Annotated in this window: 13 protein-coding genes; 12 read left to right on the forward strand and 1 reads right to left on the reverse strand. The window is 47.5% G+C overall.

Going from position 1 to position 21,257, the window contains the following annotated elements:
• The first annotated feature begins 13 nt into the window (after window positions 1–13).
• The 3 genes from ACTHMC_RS17295 to ACTHMC_RS17305 all read left to right on the forward strand — a co-directional run bounded on the left by ACTHMC_RS17295 (window position 14) and on the right by ACTHMC_RS17305 (window position 4,547).
• Window positions 14–1,798 (forward strand): MutS-related protein, encoded by a 1,785-nt coding sequence (locus ACTHMC_RS17295; protein WP_440414915.1) that lies wholly within the window; start codon window positions 14–16, stop codon window positions 1,796–1,798.
• Window positions 1,799–1,981: 183 nt separating this feature from the next.
• Entirely contained in the window at window positions 1,982–3,757 is a 1,776-nt protein-coding gene (locus ACTHMC_RS17300) for a histidine kinase dimerization/phosphoacceptor domain -containing protein (protein ID WP_440414917.1), read from the forward strand.
• A 10-nt stretch (window positions 3,758–3,767) separates the two neighbouring features.
• Window positions 3,768–4,547, forward strand: a complete 780-nt coding sequence (locus tag ACTHMC_RS17305) for a LytTR family transcriptional regulator DNA-binding domain-containing protein (protein WP_440414919.1) — start codon at window positions 3,768–3,770, stop codon at window positions 4,545–4,547.
• A gap of 446 nt (window positions 4,548–4,993) precedes the next feature.
• Here the strand turns inward: ACTHMC_RS17305 and ACTHMC_RS17310 are convergent, their stop codons facing one another.
• Window positions 4,994–8,299 (reverse strand): hypothetical protein, encoded by a 3,306-nt coding sequence (locus tag ACTHMC_RS17310; protein WP_440414921.1) that lies wholly within the window; start codon window positions 8,297–8,299, stop codon window positions 4,994–4,996.
• 159 nt (window positions 8,300–8,458) lie between these two features.
• Between ACTHMC_RS17310 and ACTHMC_RS17315 the strand changes: the two genes are divergently transcribed.
• The 9 genes from ACTHMC_RS17315 to ACTHMC_RS17355 form a co-directional block, all read left to right on the forward strand.
• The gene (locus ACTHMC_RS17315; protein ID WP_440414922.1) at window positions 8,459–10,348 is read left to right on the forward strand and encodes a TonB-dependent receptor plug domain-containing protein; all 1,890 of its coding nucleotides are present in this window, start codon (window positions 8,459–8,461) and stop codon (window positions 10,346–10,348) included.
• A gap of 138 nt (window positions 10,349–10,486) precedes the next feature.
• On the forward strand, window positions 10,487–11,092 hold the full coding sequence (locus tag ACTHMC_RS17320) for an RNA polymerase sigma factor (protein WP_440414923.1): 606 nt from the start codon (window positions 10,487–10,489) through the stop codon (window positions 11,090–11,092).
• Window positions 11,093–11,151: 59 nt separating this feature from the next.
• Entirely contained in the window at window positions 11,152–12,318 is a 1,167-nt protein-coding gene (locus tag ACTHMC_RS17325; RefSeq protein ID WP_440414924.1) for a FecR domain-containing protein, read from the forward strand.
• Window positions 12,319–12,626: 308 nt separating this feature from the next.
• Entirely contained in the window at window positions 12,627–16,355 is a 3,729-nt protein-coding gene (locus ACTHMC_RS17330) for a SusC/RagA family TonB-linked outer membrane protein (protein ID WP_440414926.1), read from the forward strand.
• Window positions 16,356–16,365: 10 nt separating this feature from the next.
• On the forward strand, window positions 16,366–17,874 hold the full coding sequence (locus ACTHMC_RS17335) for a RagB/SusD family nutrient uptake outer membrane protein (protein WP_440414928.1): 1,509 nt from the start codon (window positions 16,366–16,368) through the stop codon (window positions 17,872–17,874).
• Between the two features lie 33 nt (window positions 17,875–17,907).
• Window positions 17,908–18,873: a hypothetical protein gene (locus tag ACTHMC_RS17340; RefSeq protein WP_440414929.1), complete on the forward strand. Its 966-nt coding sequence runs from the start codon at window positions 17,908–17,910 to the stop codon at window positions 18,871–18,873.
• A 112-nt stretch (window positions 18,874–18,985) separates the two neighbouring features.
• Window positions 18,986–19,648, forward strand: a complete 663-nt coding sequence (locus ACTHMC_RS17345) for an RNA polymerase sigma factor (protein WP_440414931.1) — start codon at window positions 18,986–18,988, stop codon at window positions 19,646–19,648.
• Between the two features lie 180 nt (window positions 19,649–19,828).
• Window positions 19,829–20,746 carry an ABC transporter ATP-binding protein gene (locus ACTHMC_RS17350; RefSeq protein ID WP_440414933.1) on the forward strand — a complete coding sequence of 306 codons (918 nt, stop codon included), beginning with the start codon at window positions 19,829–19,831 and terminating at the stop codon, window positions 20,744–20,746.
• A 22-nt stretch (window positions 20,747–20,768) separates the two neighbouring features.
• Window positions 20,769–21,257: ABC transporter permease (locus ACTHMC_RS17355; RefSeq protein ID WP_440414934.1), on the forward strand; the 489-nt coding region annotated here is incomplete at its 3' end.

Genomic DNA, 21,257 nt, shown 5'->3' on the forward strand with positions numbered 1-21,257 from the left:
AACTCCCTTACCTATGCAATCGCCCGCAACCTACTACCAGCAAAGGATCCAGCAGTTACAGGAAAAGCTCAGGCGTGTTCAGAAACAACTGATAAGCGTATCGGTTGCCAGGCTGCTCAGCTTCCTGGCCATACTCACAGCCGGATACTTCTGGATCAAAAGCGATGACTCCACCCCACTGCTGCTGGCTAGCCTCGCATCAGTTGCCGTATTTATCCTGTTCGTCAGACAGGCCTTCCGCCTGAACGACGAAAAAGCCCTTACCACCAAACTCCTCTTCGTCAACAATAACGAGACCGCCCTGCTGAACAACCAGCCCGGTAAATTTCCCGATGGCCGCGAAGTGGCTTCAGGCGCGGGTTATGCGGCAGACCTCGATATCTTCGGTCCTGACTCTTTATATCATCTGCTCAACCGTACCACTACCACTCATGGTGCGGCCAGCCTCCAGCGCACCCTGCAACATCCCGAGCTGGATCCGGTCAATATCCGCAAAAACCAGGAAGCTGTAAAGCAACTGACACCACAGGTGGAAAAAAGGCAATTGCTCACAGCTCATGGATTATTGCACGGGGAGAAAGAAGGAAATTTACACGAAGTGATGGCCTGGCTGCAAATGCCTACCGTACTGTATCATATCGGCTGGGTGCGCGCTATCAGGTATATCATGCCCGCCCTCAGCGTAATGGGAATTATCGCTTTTCTGGTCACAGACAAGTACCAGTGGATGATCCCCGGTATCCTGGTGAGCTGGCTGATCATCGGCAGCTTCGCCAAAAAGATCCTGTTCCAGCACAACCTGCTGAGCAAAAAGCAAAGCATCCTGGAACAATATGCAAGTATCCTGCAATTGTTCAGCAGCATGGATGCCGGCAATGCAGAGGTATTGAAAAAAGAAAAAGATACAGCAGCAGAAGCCAATAAGGCCATCAGGCAACTGAGCAAACTCGCAGGCATGTTCGACCAACGGCTCAATCTCATCGTGAATTTTTTCCTGAACAGTTTTCTTTTGTACGATATCCAGTGCATGTACGCCCTCGATAAATGGAAAACAGTAAACAAAGGGAAATTCCAGCATTGGATCGATGGCGTAGGAACGATAGAAACACTGAACTCTTTGTCCGGCTTTGCTTTCAACGCACCAGCGTTCTGCTGGCCCACCGTACAGACTGAAAAAATGATCATCCGCGCCACCGCCATGGCGCATCCGCTCATCCCCGCCAGTAAAAGCGTGGCCAATGATTTTCATATCGGCGATGAGGAACAGCTGCAACTGGTTACCGGCTCCAATATGAGCGGCAAAACCACTTTCCTGCGCACCATCGGTGTAAACCTGCTGTTGGCGCAGGCTGGTGCTCCTGTATGCGCCACCAGCTTCACCTTCATGCCCCTCAATATTCTCAGCTCCATCCGCGTGAGCGATTCCTTACAGGAACAGACTTCCTATTTCATGGCAGAACTGAAGCAACTGCAGCAGATCATCCATTTCCTGCAATCCAGTTCCAGCCCCAGTCTGATCCTCATCGATGAGATCCTGCGTGGCACCAACTCGGAAGACAAGACCCATGGCTCGGACCAGTTCATCCGCAAACTGCTGCAGTACCGCTGCCTCACACTCTTCGCCACACACGATCTGGCGCTGAGCGTACTGGAACAGGAACTGCCCGGCAAGCTTACCAACTACTGCTTCGAGAGCATCATCCGGAACGGAGAACTGATCTTCGATTATACCCTGCAGCGAGGTGTGGCCAAAAACAAGAATGCTTCTTTCCTCATGAAAAAAATGGAAATCATTTAGCGGTAAAGCAATTCCACGATCACTCTTATCGTATTCTAATGAAGAAAAAGCACGCTGAATTAGCCAAAAACAGGGCTGTTTCCGTTATTTTTGGGGCCTAAACCCCTCTCCTGAATACTTGTGTGCAAGAGACACATACTGAAAATTCTTACGCTTTTAGCTGCGATGTTATGCACGTACTGCGTGCATGCACAACCATCTTCCGCAAAGCTCGATTCCATCAGGCAGGTCTATCAGAACAGTCCCTTTCATGAAATACGTGTTGATGCACTCAATGCACTGGCCATGGCCTGGAGAGGTTCCAACAGCGATTCCGTGCTGCTGTACAGCAAACAGGCGTTGGATGCTTCGGGTAATTATCATCGCGGACGGGCAACTGCACTTGGCAATCTTTCAACAGGAGCCCGCAATAAAGCGGATTACCAGACCGCCATGGATGCCGGTCTCAGCGCCGCCCATATCTTCGATTCACTGGGCCTCCATACTGAACACGCAGACGCTATTCTTGAACTGGCACAATTATATAAAGACATATCAGGCAGCAACAATACAGAAGCTTACCTGGATAAGGCGCTTGAGCATGCCGCCAATTCACTTCAGCTCTTTACTTCCGTCAAAGACACTATCGGGATGGCCGATGCCCTGAACATGCGCGGCATCTGCCTGCGAGATAAAGGCAAACACTACAACAAGCGCTATTATTATGACAGTGCCATGCTTTGCTACGAGAAAGCACTTGCACTGGTAGAAAGCCACCAAAAAGGCTTAGGCATGAAATCAAGGCTGTACAACAATATCAGCCAGGTGTACAACGAGTACAGGATCGATTACAGGAAAGCCCTGGAATATCTCTTCAAAGCCGTGGAAGTGAACATGCAGCGCAACAGCATCAGCGGACTGAGTTACAACTACGGCAATATCGCTTATGCCTATACGATGCTGGGCAACCACGAGAAATCATTGCAGTACGCACGTATGATGCTGAACGCTGCCAGGCAGATGAACAGGCCGGACCGTCTTCAGAATTCATACGGACAAATGTACCGCAGCTTCAAAGGCGCAGGCATGCTGGATTCGGCCCTCGCCTACTTTATTCTGCAGGACAACCTGGACGACTCCATGACCAATATCGGCAAGACCCGGATGGTGCTTGACCTGCAGACGAAATATGAAACCGGCAAGAAAGAACTGGAGATAGGCAGGCTTACACTGGAGAGCGAAGCACGCAGCCGCAATATCATCTGGCTGGTGGCCGGTATACTGGTACTTGCCGGCATCATGATTTGGCTGGCCATCCTGTACAGGAATATGGCGAAGCAGAAACACGAGATCTCGGAGCAGCGGTTGCGGCTGGAAACCATGATGAAAGAACTGCATCACCGCGTGAAGAACAATCTCCAGATCGTAAGCAGCCTGCTCAGCCTGCAAAGCAACAGGCTGGAAGATGAACACGCCATTGCTGCACTGCGCGAAAGCCAGCTGCGTGTGCAGGCCATGAGTTTCATTCACCAGCGGCTGTACAAAACGGATGATATCACGGCCGTGAACATGAAGGAATACCTCACAGACCTGGCCGAATCACTGGTGGCCAGTTACGGATTCCATCGTTATGAATTTGACCTGCAACTGGATGTGCAGCAGGAATTACTGGATATTGACAAGGCATTGCCTGCCGGCCTCATCATCAATGAGCTGGTGACCAATGCCCTTAAATATGCTTACGGAAATGTGCAGCGCCCGCTGCTCAGGATCAGTCTCTCCAACAATGCCAATGCCGGCCTGGTGATCAGCATCAGTGATAACGGCGCGGGTATTGACCGGGAAACCTGGACGAAGCAACGCAGCAGTTTCGGTAAGCAACTGATCACAGCCCTCTGTCAACAACTGAGGGCCAGCCAGCAACTGGAAGTGAAGGATGGCACCCATTTCACCATCATCATTCCTGCGCAGGCTGCATAAAAACACAAGTATGCCTGAAACAATTAAAGTAATGATCGTCGAAGACGAGGCTATCGTTGCTATGGACCTCGCCGCCGGCCTGGAAAAGGACGGCTATGAAGTGGTGGGTATTGCAGACAATGCAGCTGCTGCCATCTCACTCTTCGCAGAAAATGAAGTGGACATCGTGCTGATGGATGTTCATATCATCGGCCCGAAGGATGGGATCGACACCGCCCTCGAATTACAGAAGCAACGTGCCGTTCCACTGATCTATCTCACCGCCTTCACTGACACAAAAACCATTGAACGCGCCAAGCGCACGCTTCCCGCAGCCTTCCTCGCAAAGCCATACAGTATCACCAATGTGCGCATCGCCATTGAGCTCGCCATCAGCAATTTTGCCGTTGCCACCCAGCAATCCACCGGCAAAGTGATACCCATTGAAAACAATAAACCCGCTACAGAGCTCTCGGAAAAAGAGACGATCCTGCAAATGAACGATTATATTTTTGTGAAGAACAATTACGTGTTTGTGAAGATCAAACTGGATGATATCCTGTATGCGGAAGCTGATAACAATTATGTGCAACTGGTAACCACGGAAAAGAAACTATTACTTCGATTGTCTCTCAGCCAACTCCTTGAAAAGATCAATTTCAAAGCAATGGTACGCATTCACAGGAGTTACGCTGTGAATATAAACATGATCACTTCTTTTTCAGACCAGGAAGTGAGCCTGCCGAAACACCAGCTGCCGATAGGCCGCAGTTACAAGGAAGAATTCCTGAAGCAGTTCAGTTTCCGGTAACTCTTTCGCATTGCCCGGTCGCTCGCGTCCCCGCGATTGAATTTTATTTGCTCGCCAGAGGCGAGCACTGTGTCGCCGGGAGGCGACGGAATATAAGTAACTCGCGGGGACGCGAGCTACCGGGCACACGCTGTACTTTCCGGCACACGCTGTACTTTCCGGCACACGCTGAACATTCACATACAAAATTCCGCTGTTCACCACCAGACCAGCCATTGAAGCCAGCCGCTGCGCTAGTTTTACAGCGTCCTTTATAGGAAGCTAAACATTTCAAAAATTTCTCAACTGGTACAAGGGTGGTATCAATGGTAAGTCAGTGACCGGCGTATATCGTAGTGCGCCGGTTGGCTGCTGCCATTTCCGGAATTCCTTTTTCCCTTAACTCCCAAACCCTGATCCATTAACCAACCTTTGCTCTCCTGGATCTCCATGAGGGCATTTTTGTTTTACTTCTTTTTCCGCTTGTCCTTGCCCAGGCCTATCTTGTAGTCGTCAGGAGTACCAGTGACCTTGATATTCATGAAACGGACACGCTTGTCCTTATCCCTGTATTCAATATCATCCACCTGGTCAAGGTCCACTTCTTCCTGTTTCTTTCCTCCGAAAAGCGCGCGGAAACCTACCTGTGTAACCATCTTCAGCGGGATGCGCATATAATATTCCATTTTCATGTCCATTCCCTGCTTGCCGGAAATTTCCATGAAGCCGAGTGAACTGTTGATATTCATGGCCGGAATATCCAGTACGCCATTAGTGAAAGTGAGCACATTTTTCAGGGTATCGAAACGGACCATACGCAGGTTCTTGTCTTTGAAATAAGTGCTCATAGCCTGCATCGGCGCAAAGTCCACCAGGGTGCCATCACGGATCTCCACATCAAGTTGTGCCTTTGTATTGCTGATCAATGGAACCAGGTCAGGATGCATCTGTACATGACTGCGGATGTTTCCGGTGAGCCGGCCTTTGATATTTTTGTTGATCACCAGGTCCTGTCCGAAATGATCAAGCCTGATCATCATTTTCTCCAGATCCACATCCTCCACCCTGATCCGGCTGCGGAAAAAGATCTTGTTGGGATCTGTACCATTGAGGTAACCACGGATACCCATCACACCATCTGCCACCTTCATGCCCAGTGTATCCACATGGATCATATGATCTTCCTGCATGCGCAGATGGGCCGTGATCTGCGAGATGCCCAACCGCCTGTAACGAAGCCTTCCGATATCGGCCTTCACTTCAAAATCAGAGAACGGGATCATGAAAATATTGAATGCTTTGGCATGCGCAGATGTATCAGGATGGTTTGCCTGGATAATATTTGTACCGTTCTGCTGATACAATGCATTGCTGACCAGCTGCCCCGAACCTTCTGCAGCAGCAGGTTTGGCAACAAATGACTCAAAGCTGTAACTCATCAGTTCATTCGCATCCAGCAACTTTGACCGGAAATATAAATAGTTGGTCTTCTTCTTAAATTCCACTTTATCGCCCGTGTAATAACGGAAATTGATATCGAAATCTGTTCGACCGATCTTGCCTTTGAGCGTATCTGCTTTCAGGATATTGCTGCCATACATCAAGCCTCCGCTGATGCTATCCAGTTTGAGGTGATGCTTTTGCAACGTTCCGGATACGTTGGAGATTTTCACTTTCGCAAACCTGAAGGCTGTATCATAGCGCAGGTCAGCCTTTGCACGCAGCCAGATATTGCTGCCAACCTCCTGCTGGTAGCTATCGCTCACCCAGGTTTTACTGACAGGCCCCAGCAGATCGGCCATGGCCAGGCGGTTGGATTTGAAATCAAATGCCAGCTGTGTCTTTCCTTTCCTGACATCCTGGAACCAGAGCGCATAGTTCACTACCCTGCCTTTCAGCTGCAGGTCTGAGCTATCGATCATGCCGGAGAAATTCCGTAACAGCAGGGCCGTATCATTGATCATAACGGTGGCGCCTAAGTGATGAAAGATATGTGGGTATTTTTTGAAGGAAGCACGCAGTTGCTTCAATTCAAATACACCTTTGGGCAATGGTGAAGGTTTACGCAGTTCCTGCACAGTGGTGGCCAGTTGCAGCCCCAGATCGAAGCCCCGGATCTCTTCATCGATCCTTGCAGCTTTGGCTGTATCATGTGCAAAGAAATCTTTCAGCACCAGTTTATCGCTATGCGCATTGAAGCTGAGCGTAACTGGTTTCTCTGTGTCATGAAGCACCGCCAGCAGATCGCTGAGCATGCCACTGGCGCGGAAATCGGAATTGCCCAGTTTCAGGTGCAATGTATCCAGCACAATCTTCCCATTCCGCATTTCCGCGTGCAGGTTCATATCGCGCACCGGATGCGGGAAGTCAGGAATGCGGAAACTGAGATTCTTTACAGTAAGCTCGCTCTGCGCGCCTTCTTTCAATTTATGCAAAGCCTTTTCTGGCAGGGAGAGATCGGTCAGTTCCTTGAAATTCATATCCAGTTTCACAGTGCCGGTGATATGCTTCAGATCAGGAATGCCCAGGAATTCGCCTACAAATTGCAGTTCCAGTTCTGAGCGCAGTTGCATGAGCACATGCGGATCCGTAAAATCGCGGATCACAAAATCACCATCAAAGACGCCCTTGCCAGGGCGTGCCGTAACATTGGTCATGCGTAATTCCGAAGTATGCAGGTTACGATCCTTTCCATTGGTGTAAAAGCCACTGAAGCCAAGTTTATCCACTTTTTTATCAGCACCTGTATTATGAAACCAGGCATCCTGCAGACCGAAAGACATTTCTATCAACGGCATTTTATCTTTCCCAACAGCGCCTTTTACAATGCCATTGAAGAAAAGCTTTCCATCATATTTGAAGGGCCTGAGCAGTTCTTTTACATTGTCAGGGATCAGCGCGGATACAAAATCCATATTGGGCTTATCGCCTTTTACAGCCAGATCAACAAATGGTTCCTTATCCAGTTTAGCTGACCCGGTAAGCGAAAGCGACACTTCTTCCAGTTTCACATTTCCCTCGGAGAGCTGTAACAGTTTCTGCGCTTTATCAAAACCGGCTGTAAAATCCAGGCTCAGTTTTTTATGTCTGAATAACACGGTATCGGCAGGACTGGTCATATCCAGCACCATATCCGTTTCCAGCGCCACTTGCATGGCAGCACTGTCCGTTTTGAAACTTGTAGTGAGCTTACTGATGGCTGTGCTGTAATAACGGCCATTTGATTTATCGAGAAAGGAAATATCGAAATCTTTCAACACCACTTTGCGCAGATCGATCTGCAGGGCGGCGGCAGTATCAGGCTCGTTGCGGCTGGTACTGTCCATGCTGATATTCTTTGCTTCCAGCAGGTTCAGTTGCCCGTTTGTCTCTTTAACGAGATGTAATTTTCCACCTTTCAGAAAAACGCGGCGGACATTGTATCGCTGGTTCAGGATATCCGGGAGGCTGAAACCAACATATAATTTCTCCAGTTCATAAATGGGCTCACCCTTGAGTGACTTGTCAGGGAAGAACTGCAGTTCATGTAAAGCGATACTGATATCCGGAAAATTCTTCGTGAGGTTGATATTGCTCCGCTGGATGGTGACGGCTCCTTTGAATTGTTTGTTGAGTTCATCGATGGCCATCCTGGTGATCCTTTCCTGCTGAGTGAACAGCAACACTACGGCTACCACCACCAGTGCGGTCAGTATTCCGGATCCTATAATACATCCTTTAAAAATCTTTCTACCCAGGCTCTTCTTCTTCTTTTCCTTAACTGGTTTAGTCATAAGTTACCAGACAGTTTAACCAGCCAAAACGTTCGATCTGTGGAAATATGTTTTCAGTACAGTTAGTATTTTATTAAAAAAATATTAAAAAATGATTGTCTGACCGCTGTACATTTGCGCCCTATGCAAAAGAACACCCTGTTTTTAACCATATGCACAATGGCTTTTACCCTGCCCCTTGCTGCGCAGGAAAAAGAAAGCGAACTGAATCCCGTAACTGTTACTGCAAGTTTATTGCAGCAGCGGGCTTCTGAGACCGGCCGCAACGTTACCGTGATCAAAGGCGATCGTTTCCGCGATCTGCCGGTACAAACACTGGATGAGCTGCTCCGCTACCTGCCTGGTGTGGAGATCCAGGCCCGTGGCCCCAAGGGCTCGCAGAGCGATATCGTGCTCAGGGGCGGCACCTTCCAGCAGGTACTGGTGATCCTGGATGGGATGCGCCTGAATGATCCCAATACCGGCCACTTCAACAGCTATATTCCTATCGCTCCTTCCGAGATAGAGCGGATAGAAGTACTGAAAGGCGCTTCTTCGGCTATCCATGGCCCTGATGCCGTAGGCGGTGTGATCAATATCATCACCAAAACCTTTGCTGCTAAAAAAGGCGCCAAAGGCCTTACTGTTACCGGCGGCGGCGGAGCCGGTGAATACGGCCTCTGGAATGCCGATGCAGGCGCCGTATACGACCATGATAATTTACACCTCGGCGGTGGGATTTTACACAGCCAGGCAGATGGTGTGCAGCAACGAGGCACTACCGGTTTCTTCAAAAACACCACGGCTTCCATTTCCGCCAATTACAACCTCAGTTCAAAATGGAACCTGGCCTATCGCTTTGCGTATGATTCCAGGGATTTTGCCGCGCAGAATTACTACACCACGTTCCTGTCTGATACAGCCAGCGAAAAAGTGATCTCCCGCTGGCATCAGCTGCGACTGGCCTACCAGGATGAACAGCAAAGCCTGAGCATCGATGCGGGTTTCAAGAACGTGACAGACCAGTATGCTTTCAATAAAGCAAGTGTTGCCAATAACAGCGCTTCCAGATTATTTCAGACGCTCCTCACTTATCAGCGTAAACTTTCCACTTCCACAACTTTAGTAGCCGGGGGAAATTTACAGAACAAGGAGATCGCGTCGAACGACAGAGGGGATCACTCCATCCTCATCTTATCTCCGTATGTATCCGTTTCGCAATCTTTATGGAAAGGCTTCCTGGTAAGACCATCACTGCAATGGGTTTTCTTCGGCAGCATCTCCAATGAACTGGTGCCGCAACTCGACATCTCCCAGAAAGCCGGACAATTCCAGTTAAGAGGCAGCGTGGGCAAAACCATACGGGATGCGGATTTCACGGAGCGATACAACAACTTCAACAAGGCGCTGGTAACCAGCGGCAGGATCGGTAACCCCAACCTGCTGGCGGAAAGATCATTGAGTTATGAAGCCGGCGCGGACTGGTTCTATGGAGAGAAACTGAAAGTATCAGCCACCTTCTTTCAGCGCTTTCACAAGAGGCTGATCGATTACAGCAACACGCCGTATGCGGATATGCCAAGGAAAGACAACCTCTCTCCTGCCGGTACTTATGCACTGGCGAAGAATATCTCCGATGTGGAGACAACCGGATGGGAAACCGATGTACAGTACATCCACACATTCGGTGCAGATCATAAGCTTACGGCAAGCGCAGGCCTGGTATGGCTTTCAAGCACCAGCGGTGATCAAACGCCCAGCTTCTATATTTCATCGCACGCAAAATTGCTGGCCAATTTTGCGTTGGTCCATGAATGGCGCAACCTGGGTATCAGTGTGAATGGAGTCTACAAAAAAAGAGAAGCGCAGAAACAGGCTTCTATCAATGCTACTATTTCAAGGGATTATTTCCTGATGAATGCAAGGATATACTACGCTTTCTGGAAAAAACAATTACGTGTGTACGTTCAGGTGGATAATGCCTTCGACAAAGCATACAGCGATCTGCTGGGAACCCCGATGCCGGGAAGATGGCTGATGGGAGGACTGCAGTTCAGGTTCTCGAAATAAAAAGAGGACCGTCTGCTCTGCCAGACACACTTAAAAGGGCAAAAGGCATACTGCTTTTTGTCCTTTTTTATTTGCAGCCGCGCGTTTGCTATTTTTACTATAGTTTGCAATCAATAACCGTCAACCCTGATTCAAACATTGCCGTTTAAAGGTTCATACGAAGAAAAGGAATTATTATCCCGCCTGGCAGCAGGCGACAAATCTGCATTTGATGCCTTCTACCACTATTATGAACCGCGGCTAAGGCTTTTCCTGACACCCTTTACCAGGCCCGACGGTCATATGCTGAACATGATATTACAGGACATATTTGTAAAATGCTGGATCAAAAGAGCAGATCTTGCAGCTATCGAACACCTGGAACATTACCTGCAGCGCATGGCCAAAAACAGGTTGCTGGACCTGCTGAAACTACAGAAGATCCAGTTGGGCCATATCGGCAATTTTGCCCGGTCCCAGGAGCAATCACTTGAGCTCACCCGGGACCAGCTGCAATTAAAGGAATACATGACTATTGCGCGGCAGGGCATCGACGCACTGCCAGAGCGCCGCCGCCAGATCCTTACCCTCAGCGTGTTCGAGGGATTGTCCATCGATGAAATAGCAAGCCGGATGGACCTTTCCAGGGATGTGGTAAAAAAACAGCTCCAGAAAGCAAGGGCCTTCCTGAAAACATGGATCTCTCAGAAAGGCGATCTGCCTGCCATTGTGGGCGGACTGATCATCGGCTCCCTGCAGAACTGAAAAATATTTTAAGCAGCCCGTCCCCTCCCTCATCCCCCATTCGTTCTATATAAGCAACTATGATCGATAAGAACGAAATACTATCCCGTTATGCCCGGCGCCAGGTGAGCCCGGAAGAGCAGCAAGCCTTCCAGGAATGGATGCAGACGCTTGATCAGCAGGAACTCGATGTACTGATCGATGATTATGCAGCCATCGTAGCGGCATTGCCCGATCTGGAGGAAAGCGCTGATACAAGGCTTTTGCTTTCTATCCATCAGGAAATAGCCATGAAAGAATTTGAGGAAGCAGGGCCAACCGTTCCGCGCATTCCCTTCTGGCGCAGCTGGCGTGCCGCAGCGGCCGCCATCATTGTACTTACCTTATCTGTTACTGCCTTCTTCTGGCTTCGCAACTATCCACAACAGCTTGCAGAAGAAAAAACCACACCTGCAAAAGAGATTGCGCCAGGCAAATCAGGCGCTATCCTCACGTTGGCAGACGGTTCACAGATGGTATTGGACAGTGCCAACAATGGCATCCTGGCAAAACAGAACGGCTCTGTCATATCGATGCAAAACGGCCAGCTCGTATATGGTTCTTCCGCTGAAGGCGCAAAAGGCATTGAGTACAATACCATGTCAACGCCAAGAGGCAGGCAGTTTGAGATCACCCTGCCTGACGGTACGCATGTGTGGCTGAATGCAGCAAGTTCCATCCGCTATCCCACTGCATTCCAGGGGAAAGACAGGAAAGTGGAGCTGGAAGGAGAAGCGTATTTTGAAGTGGCGAAGAATGCAAATCAGCCGTTCATCGTGAATGCCCTTAACAAGGCTACGATCGAAGTACTGGGCACCAGTTTCAATGTAAACGCCTATAAGAATGAGAACAGTCTCAATACCACTCTGATCAACGGAAGTATAAAAGTGAACGGCACCATCATCAAACCCGGACAGCAGGCACGTGTTACGGATGCATTACGTATTACCAGCAATGCGGACCTCGACCAGGTGATGGCCTGGCAGCGTGGCTATTTCAATTTTGATGGTGCTTCCCTGAAAGAAGTGATACAGCAGCTGGAGCGCTGGTATGAAATTGAAGTAGTGTACGAGAAAGGAATTCCTGATATCAGGTTCGGGGGGGAGATGATGAGGGATATGACACTCAACGGTGTATTGATAGCACTGGAAAAATCAGGGATGCGTTACAGACTGGAAGGCAGAAAACTCTTCGTGCTTCCGAAGTAACCGATTCAAAAAAGCTCAATCAGCATTAATCATAGCAGAACCTTTCCTTCATGAATCATGCCGGTGAAATTCCGGCAACCATTAGCCTACCTATCTGTTTTTTACCGGGACCAATAAAAAAGCCGGAAGTGTTAGTGGCACTTCCGGCGGCAGTTTCGTTGGCCCCAACCAGGCGATTATTCCTTATTGTCAACCTCCAAAACTTACCCAAAGGTATGCAAAAAACTGCTTCCGGGTCAGGTTCAAACCCGCTTGTGCGCTATACCCGGCGGGGAAGACGAAGCCCGATCACCAAAATTCTGCTGGTTATGAAATTAACCGCCCTGCTTTTGACCGTAGCTTTCTTACAGGTATATGCCACAGGATCAGCACAGCATGTAACCATCTCCGGAAAAGACATTCCCCTGAAACAGGTATTCAGCGCCATCAGACAACAAACAGGTTATGCAGTCTTCTTTAACAAAGAGATACTGGACAATACCCGGCCTGTTACACTCACAGCCTACAATCTGCCATTGCAGGAGTTGCTGCAGCTGGTTTTCAAAGACCAGCCGGTAAGTTTTACGATCCAGGAGAAGACCATCATCCTTTTACATCGTGAAACCAAAGTACCCTTACCGGACAGGCTCATCATAGATGCTCCTTCCGCGGGCGGCCTGATTGTAGATGCCGCATCCCAGCCAATCCTCAATGTGAGTATCCGCATCAGGGGTACCAAACGCGGCACCACTTCCGGAGCGGATGGCAGGTTTGTGCTGGACGTCAAAGACGGGGAAGTGCTTGACATTTCTGCCGTAGGCTTCCTTCCTATTTCGCTCCGGCTCAACGGAGATAAATTCGAAACTGTGCCCGTTGAAGCCTCAGCAGCACGGAAACAACCCCGGAATACAGGAGAAAACCCAGGCAGTCAACTGCTGGCTTCCAACAAACAGAATGTCTATATCAGGCTCTCCCGTTCCAATGCCATACTTGAAGAAGCCTTTGTATACAACGGTTATCAGAAGATCAGTCAGAAATACCTTACAGGATCGGTGACTTCGTTAAAAATGGATTCCATCATCCAACCGGGCTTGAATACAGTAGACAAAATGCTGGAAGGCCGTGTGCCCGGCATGATGTTCATGCTGAACTCCGGCCAGGCGGGCGCCGCTCCCAAACTGCGCATCCGGGGAACTAATACCTATTTGGGATCGAGGGAGCCGCTTTGGGTAGTGGATGGTATTGTACGTACCAATCCCTTCCCTATCCCTGCAGAAAGGATCAATGATCCTGACTTTGTAAATCTGCTGGGAAATGCAATTTCCGGATTGAATCCTTACGACATCGAACAGATCGATGTATTGAAAGATGCAACAGCCACTGCGTTGTATGGCGTAAGAGCGGCCAATGGCGTGATCGTGATCACCACCAAGAGAGGAAAGCCCGGTCCTCCAACTGTCAATTACAATATAACAGGAACGTACACACGAAGACCCAGGTATACAGACAGGGACGTTTACATGATGGATTCCCGCGAGCGGATAGATGTTTCCCGGGAAATGATCGAAAAGCAAATGGTACTGCGTGGTAGCGCCCTCGAAGCTTATGAAAAAGATATTGTTGACTACTATGCCGGCCGGATCGATTTTGAAACATTCAAAAAAAGTGTTGACAGGGCTGAAGCCATAAATACAGACTGGCTGGGCAATACGATGCGCGATGTATTCACCACCAATCATTCTTTAAGTGTGTCTGGAGGCTCTCAATCGATCTTCTATCGCGCATCAGTTGGATACCAATCAGAGCCCGGCGTGATCAAAAAGGAAAGCAATGACCGTTATACCGGTTTGCTGAACCTGCAGATGAACTACAGAAAATTCAAAGTAGATTTCAATATCCATCTTTACAAAGTAAAAAAAAGATATACGCCCGGAGAGATTGGCGTTCTCAATTATGCTTATGGCACCAGCCGCGCTATCCCATTGTATAATGAAGATGGATCACGCTATTTCTATTCAACCGTAAGTTCCAAACCCGTCTCATACGGGGTCGTAGGTTATAAAACGATGAACATCCTGAATGAGATGGACCATACCGCGGAAAGAACAGAAAACAATGAACACACCGCCAGTATCGACCTCAGTTATGAGATCGCCAAAGGAATTCAGTTCCAATCCACGCTCAGCTACACGGGTGGCAACTCCAGCCATGACGTATGGTTTGAAGAAAATACAGAATGGGCCATCCAGCTCAGAAATATTTCATTCGATCCCGTTCAGAATACATTCATGCCAATAACAGATCCGATGCCTTTTGGAGGGGAGCTGCAAACACTGCAGGTCAGGAAGCAGAACTACAGCATCAACGGCCGTCTCAATTTCTCCAGGTTCCTCGATCGGCAAAAAAAGCACCAACTCACTGTAGAAGTGGCTGCGGATCTGCGATCCACGCGAGGTAATTCAATTGCAATAAGAAGCCGGGGGTATTATCCGGGCAGGGGGCATAGCTTTGCACAAACAGATCCGAATAAATACTCAACTTTTGCTGCCTGGCAGGCTGCCAATAGCTCCCCCGTCATCACAGAAGATATACAAAATACAGTCCGCCCTTACCTGACTTCCACCTATGTTTTCAATGAGCGCTATGTGATCACTGCCACCACGAGCCAGGACTTCTCCAATTCATTTGGTTCGAGGAGCAATGAAAAGTTCCTGCCCACCTGGGCCCTGTCTGGCCGATGGAATATACATGAAGATCTGCTGCGAAATGTATCATGGGTAGACCAGGCGGCATTGCAGTTGCGATTTGGCACAAAAGGGAATATGTTGGAAGGCCAGACACCCTACACCATTATCAACAAAGGCATGATCAATACTTTCTACAATGCATTTTCCTCCAACATCACTTCTTTTCCCAACCCGGATCTGGCCTGGGAAAAAACACATGATTACGGTGGCGGATTGGATTTTTCCATCCTGAAAGGAGCGATCAATGGTTCACTGGCTTATTTCTACAGCAAAACCACCAATGCATTCCTGCATAAACGAGTGTCCACTGTGAATGGAGCTCCAAATGATAATTATGTTGTGAATGGAGGAACATTGGAAAACCAGGGTGTGGAAATGAGCCTGAATTTTAAGTTCATCGACAATCTGGGGGCCGGTAAAAAAAGGTTCATATGGCGTTTCGATCCTCAGTTGGGACAGGTATTCAACACACTGATCAATAACAACATTAAAAGCCGTAATGTAATGGCGGATGCAGCCTCCCTCACTTACCAGAGCTACCTGGATGGCAAGGTGCCTATCAATGGAAAATCTGTCAATACTTTTTATTCTTATCGCTTTAAAGGCCTTGATCCCGAATATGGATTTCCTGTTTTTTATGGAGCTGAACCTGAAAATAAAGAGGAACTCGTGGAACAATATAATAAGATGACGAAAGCCGAAGTTTTCAGCATGGTAATGGTGGAGTCTGGAAGAAGGGAACCTGTTCTTCAGGGTGGTGTCCTTAATTCATTCGTATATGGGAACTGGACATTCAGTTTTACTTTCACCTACAGTATTGGCAACAAGATCAGGTTGCTTCAGATGACATCAGGAAATTACGGTACTTTCAGGCCCAGTTCACAACAAAACCTTCGCAAAGAATTTACGCAAAGATGGCGCTATCCGGGAGACGAGAAATTCACCAATATCCCGGCTATACAGGGAACTCCGGATAACTTTCAAGACGACCATTTTGGCTGGTGGGGAAGTTACAACATGCCTACCCGATTTGCTTCAGATTATTACCAGATGTATGATTTCTCGGACCTGCGGGTGGTGAAAGGAGATTATCTCAAACTCCAGTCTGTTTCGCTGATTTACAGGTTCCCGGAAGCGTTATGCAGAAAACTATCTTGTAAAGGCGCCACGGCAAATTTCAGTGGCAGCAACCTTTACACATTTGCCAATAAAGCGCTTCGCGGACAGGCTCCTTCCCAATCTGGTTCCGCTGATAATATCACTCTTTCCATCAGGCCGGTATATGCCCTCAACCTCAATATTAGTCTTTAAATCTAGCATTATGCATTCAACTGCTAACAGGATATTGACCTTTTTGTTTTGCATACTGAGTTTCAGCACCCTCTCCTGCAAAAAATTCCTCGCCACCTATTCTCAGAATAAAAGCTTTGTTGAGTCGGCAGCAGATCTCGATGAATTGCTGGTGGGAGATGCGTACATGAATTATCTTCAGGTGAGCACACCTCAAATGCTGCATGAAATGGATGATGACCTTGCGCTGGTGATACCTGATACCTACGATCGATTTGAGATTGAGACAGGATTTCATCACTGGCAGGCACAACCGCGAATGACAGCCGGAGGACAACTTATCACTAATGATCGGTTCTTCACAGAAATATACAGCAGGATTGCCCGGATCAATTCTATACTTCAAAATATTCCATCATTGCTGGAGAAAGGTGAGCCTGGCGCTACATTGAAGAGAATATCCGGAGAAGCCTTTTTCCTGAGGGCCTGGTACTACTTCGTACTGGTAAACATTTATGGAAAACCTTATAAATTGGCTACTGCGGCTACTGATTTCGGCGTTCCGCTGAAAACAGATCCCGCTATCAAAGACCAGTTCGTTGTCCGCAGCAGTACCAAACAGGTATATGATCAGATCGTTGCAGATCTGCTGGAAGCAGAGAAAGCGCTGGCTGGCGCCAATGAATCCTCCACCATCCGGGTGAACCAGGCGGCTGCGCAGGCATTCCTGAGCAGGATCTATCTCTACATGGAAAATCATGAGAAGGCTATTGAATATGCCAGCAAGGTGATCAATATCAATAAGTATAAGTTGATGGATCTGAATACCTATATAGAAGAAAAAGATTTTCTGACCAATCATGATGCTGAAGTGATATTCACCATGGGTACAAATTATGCGCTAAGCAATATTATGGCCTTACACCAGGATATCCCCACCCGCAGTGCTTACAAGGCTTCAGACAACCTCCTCTCTGCCTATTCTCAAAATGATCTGCGCCTGAAGGTTTTCTTTCAAAGGAACAGCAGAGGAGAAATGAGAATATCCAAAAAAAGAACAAGTTCCAGCCCTTCAGTAAACGATGTAGGTGATCTGTTCCTTGTCCGTCTCGCCGAAATTTACCTGAATAAGGCAGAAGCGCTGGCAGCCCTCGATCGCTTCGAAGAAGCCCGCAACACTTTACAGGAATTCAGGAAAACCCGCTTCAAACCTTCAGATCTTCCTCCGGTAAATGCAGAAGGCGCCGCACTGATCAATTTTATCCGCGATGAACGAAGACGCGAGCTTTGCCTTGAAATACACCGCTGGTTTGATCTTCGCCGTTATGCAGTGAACAGCAAATATCCATTCAGTAAATCAATCATACATCGTTCTGTAGTATACACGGGAAACGGATACGGAGATAACGGTTATTATGAACTGGGGCCCTATGAACAGGATGCTGCAGCCTGGATTGTTCCTATCGCGAATGATGAGATAGAGTTCAACAATGGACTGCTTACAAACGAAACCAGGCCGGCACGCCCACTGAAACAATAACCTGCTCTGTCATTCACCCTAATCAAACTCATCATGAAACTATACAATCACCATAAACCTGCAACGCTTACACTTACTTTCTATCTGCTGGTAAGTATGCTCATTGCTGGTTGCCGGAAAGAAAAAGCCCCTGAGCCCAGCAACCTGGACAAAAACTATTTCGTTATTGAAGACAATCCTGGTGACCCCATCGATCATGCGATCTACGAATTCTATAAAAGCACTGGTATTGCCACCTTCTATAATGATTCCATTTACAAAAAAAGAATCAGCAGGGAGGGGGAAATTCCGGAGCGCTTTACCTATATAAAGCTAACACTAAATTATACCCCTCTGGGCAGGCCGAATGTTTACTCAAAGCCACTTTCATCGAGAGCCAATATCCAGCCCCTGCTGCAATTGCTGGAAAATGAAACACTCCCTAAACTTCCAGCTGATATCCTTATCCCCAGCATTCTGTTGATCGATTCGTTTTCTGACCATCAGATCAAAAAAAACAGGCAGATCCCGCATGGCCTTACATCCATTTATGGATTCAATACCGTTGGCATTACAGTAGAGGATATGGAAATGATGGATAATGAAGAAAGAAAAATGTATGCAGCATCCATCCTCGCCGGAATTTCATCAAGAAGGCTCAAAGATCTCTATGCCGGACAGTTACAAAAGGATTTTTTCAGCCTGTCGAGAGACGCCACAAAAAACACAATCGCCATGGATATCTATAGCGGCATTCCATGGCTTCTGCTGCTTCCTATAGGTGAAGAACCGCTTCCCAAAAGTATTGGTCTCCTGTTCTACCCAATATTTGACTACCCGTTTGGAGATTATCCCAATATGCCTCGTGAGGAGGATGATATCAGGGCTTATCTCACAGCCGCATTTTATTATACCACGCAGGAATTTACAGACCTGCATCCGAACGAAACATTGATTCTGCAAAAGTTCAATATTATCAGACGCTTCGCCAAAGATGCCGGGTTCAGGATCCCGGATTAATATGAAACGCTGACATCAGGCGATTAAATGAACACTCATGACCAGTACAACCTGTCATCCATCTGTACCATTTTCCTCAGCCGAATATCCTTGTGCGGATATTCGGCTGCAAATGTTCCATTCACAGTTTGCAAAGATCGTGCATGACTGGACACCGCACCTGCAATACAGGGCCTGGCAGATCACCAAAAACCAACATGCAGCGGAAGATATTGTACAGGAAGCCTTTCTTGCTTTATGGCAACAGACAGCTAAGTGCGTACCGGATAACCCTGTAGGCTGGCTGATCAAAGTAGTTACCAACCTGTCAGCCAGGCATATTCGCAATTTTAAAGTACAGGTCCGCATTCATGAATTGCTAAGCGATGAAAAGAATACATCTGTCACTGAAACAGAAGAATACCTGATCGGGAAGGAAAAGTATGCCTTGCTCAAAAATCTCTTCAACCAGTTACCTGATCAGCAAAAGATCGTACTTCACCTCAGTAAGGAAAAAGGATGGAGAAGAGCTGAGATCGCCGCCTGTTTGCAACTATCACCCAACACTGTGCGAATGCATTTGCACCGCGCTGTACAATTCATGAAAGAGAATTTTGTTTGTATTTCCATATTTGCCCTGCTCTTTATTTGTAACAATATTTTTCTCAAATCCAGTAGTACAAAAGAAGAACTCAGGGAACTATTTATAAAGAAAAAAATGAGCAGCGCTATTGCTGAAACTTTTCAAAATTCACCATTACTGAAAAATTTCTCACAGATAGTAACCATTCATTAAAACATAATAAGAGACAGTAAAAAACTTGCGCAGGTTGCAGCCAGTCGCCCGACTCCCGTTGAGTGACCTGTATTCTGTTGCCTCCGGGCACACGGTGTTCGCCATAGGCGAACCAATAGAAGTCACTCGCCGGGAGGCGAGCGACTGGCAGCACTCCAATTATTCATAAACATACAATGTATGATCTTAAAAACTGAAAACCTCTCTCACCGCTATAGTAGCAGCTGGGCCATCCGGGATATCAATATCGAAATCAAAGATGCCGGGATCATCGGGCTGTTGGGTTCCAATGGCGCCGGAAAATCCACCACCATGAATATCATTTGTGGTACGCTCAACCAGACGGAAGGAAATGTTTATATAAATGGTATAAATAGCCGAAAAGATCCGGAAGGAGCTAAAAGGCAGATCGGCTTTTTGCCACAAACTCCGCCATTGTATACTGATCTCACCATCGATGAATACCTTATTTACTGCGCCACCCTTCGATTGATTGATAGAGCTTCAATAAAGTCCGCTGTAGAGGAAGTGAAAGAACGTTGCGGGATCGCGCATTTCAGCTCCCGGCTGATCAAAAATCTATCAGGTGGTTATCGCCAGCGGGTGGGCATCGCTCAGTCCATTATCCATAAACCCAAACTGGTGGTGATGGATGAACCTACCAATGGACTGGATCCCAATCAAATGATTGAAGCCCGCAAGCTGATCAGGGAAATTGCCCAGGAGCATACGGTGCTGATATCCTCGCACATCCTCTCAGAGATCAACCTGCTCTGCCGGGAGATCATTATGATTGAAAATGGCAGGGTGGTGTTCTCAGACAGCATGGAAGCATTCAATAATTATTCAAAAGCAAGTTCGATACTCGCAACACTGGAAAATCCTCCATCGAAAGAAGACTTATTGCAGGTAAAGGGTGTAACAGCCGTTGAGTTCTTAACCAACACACAGGCACGAATATATTTTGATGGTAATAATGATGTTAAGGAAAGACTGGTAATTGCCAGTGTAGAAAATGGATGGCGACTAAGTGATATTGGTTTCGATAAAGGCCTCCTCGATGACATTTTCAAACAGTTATCATCTCAGTCCGCATAATCATCTATCCAAAAAATAATCCATGCGCATTACATTTCAAATAGCCAAAAATGAGCTCCGGAACCTGTTCTATTCGCCAATAGCCTGGTTTGTTTCAATTGTACTGATGGTGATGTGTGCCTTTTATTTTGACGGCTTCATTTCCTTCCTTGCAAAATATATAAACCTGTCGTATAAAAACCAGCCGAACATAAAACTTTGGGCTTTCGATTCTTTTACCCATGGCCTCTACCTGAATTTGATGGACAGTTATATAATCAGAATACTGCCTCGCCTCTACCTGTTTGTGCCATTATTGACAATGGGGATCATCGGCCGGGAGTTCAGCAATGGCACTATCAGGTTATTGTATTCCTCACCTGTAAAACTCCGTACCATTGTACTGGGAAAATTTCTGGGGATGGCTATCTATAATCTCTTGCTGGTATCGATTGTTGGAATATGTATGGTAGCCGGATTTAGTACAGTCAAATCGCTGGATGTTCCTCCATTGTTATGTGCCAGTCTGGGG

This window comes from Pseudobacter sp., assembly GCF_051955275.1.
Taxonomy (GTDB): domain Bacteria; phylum Bacteroidota; class Bacteroidia; order Chitinophagales; family Chitinophagaceae; genus Pseudobacter.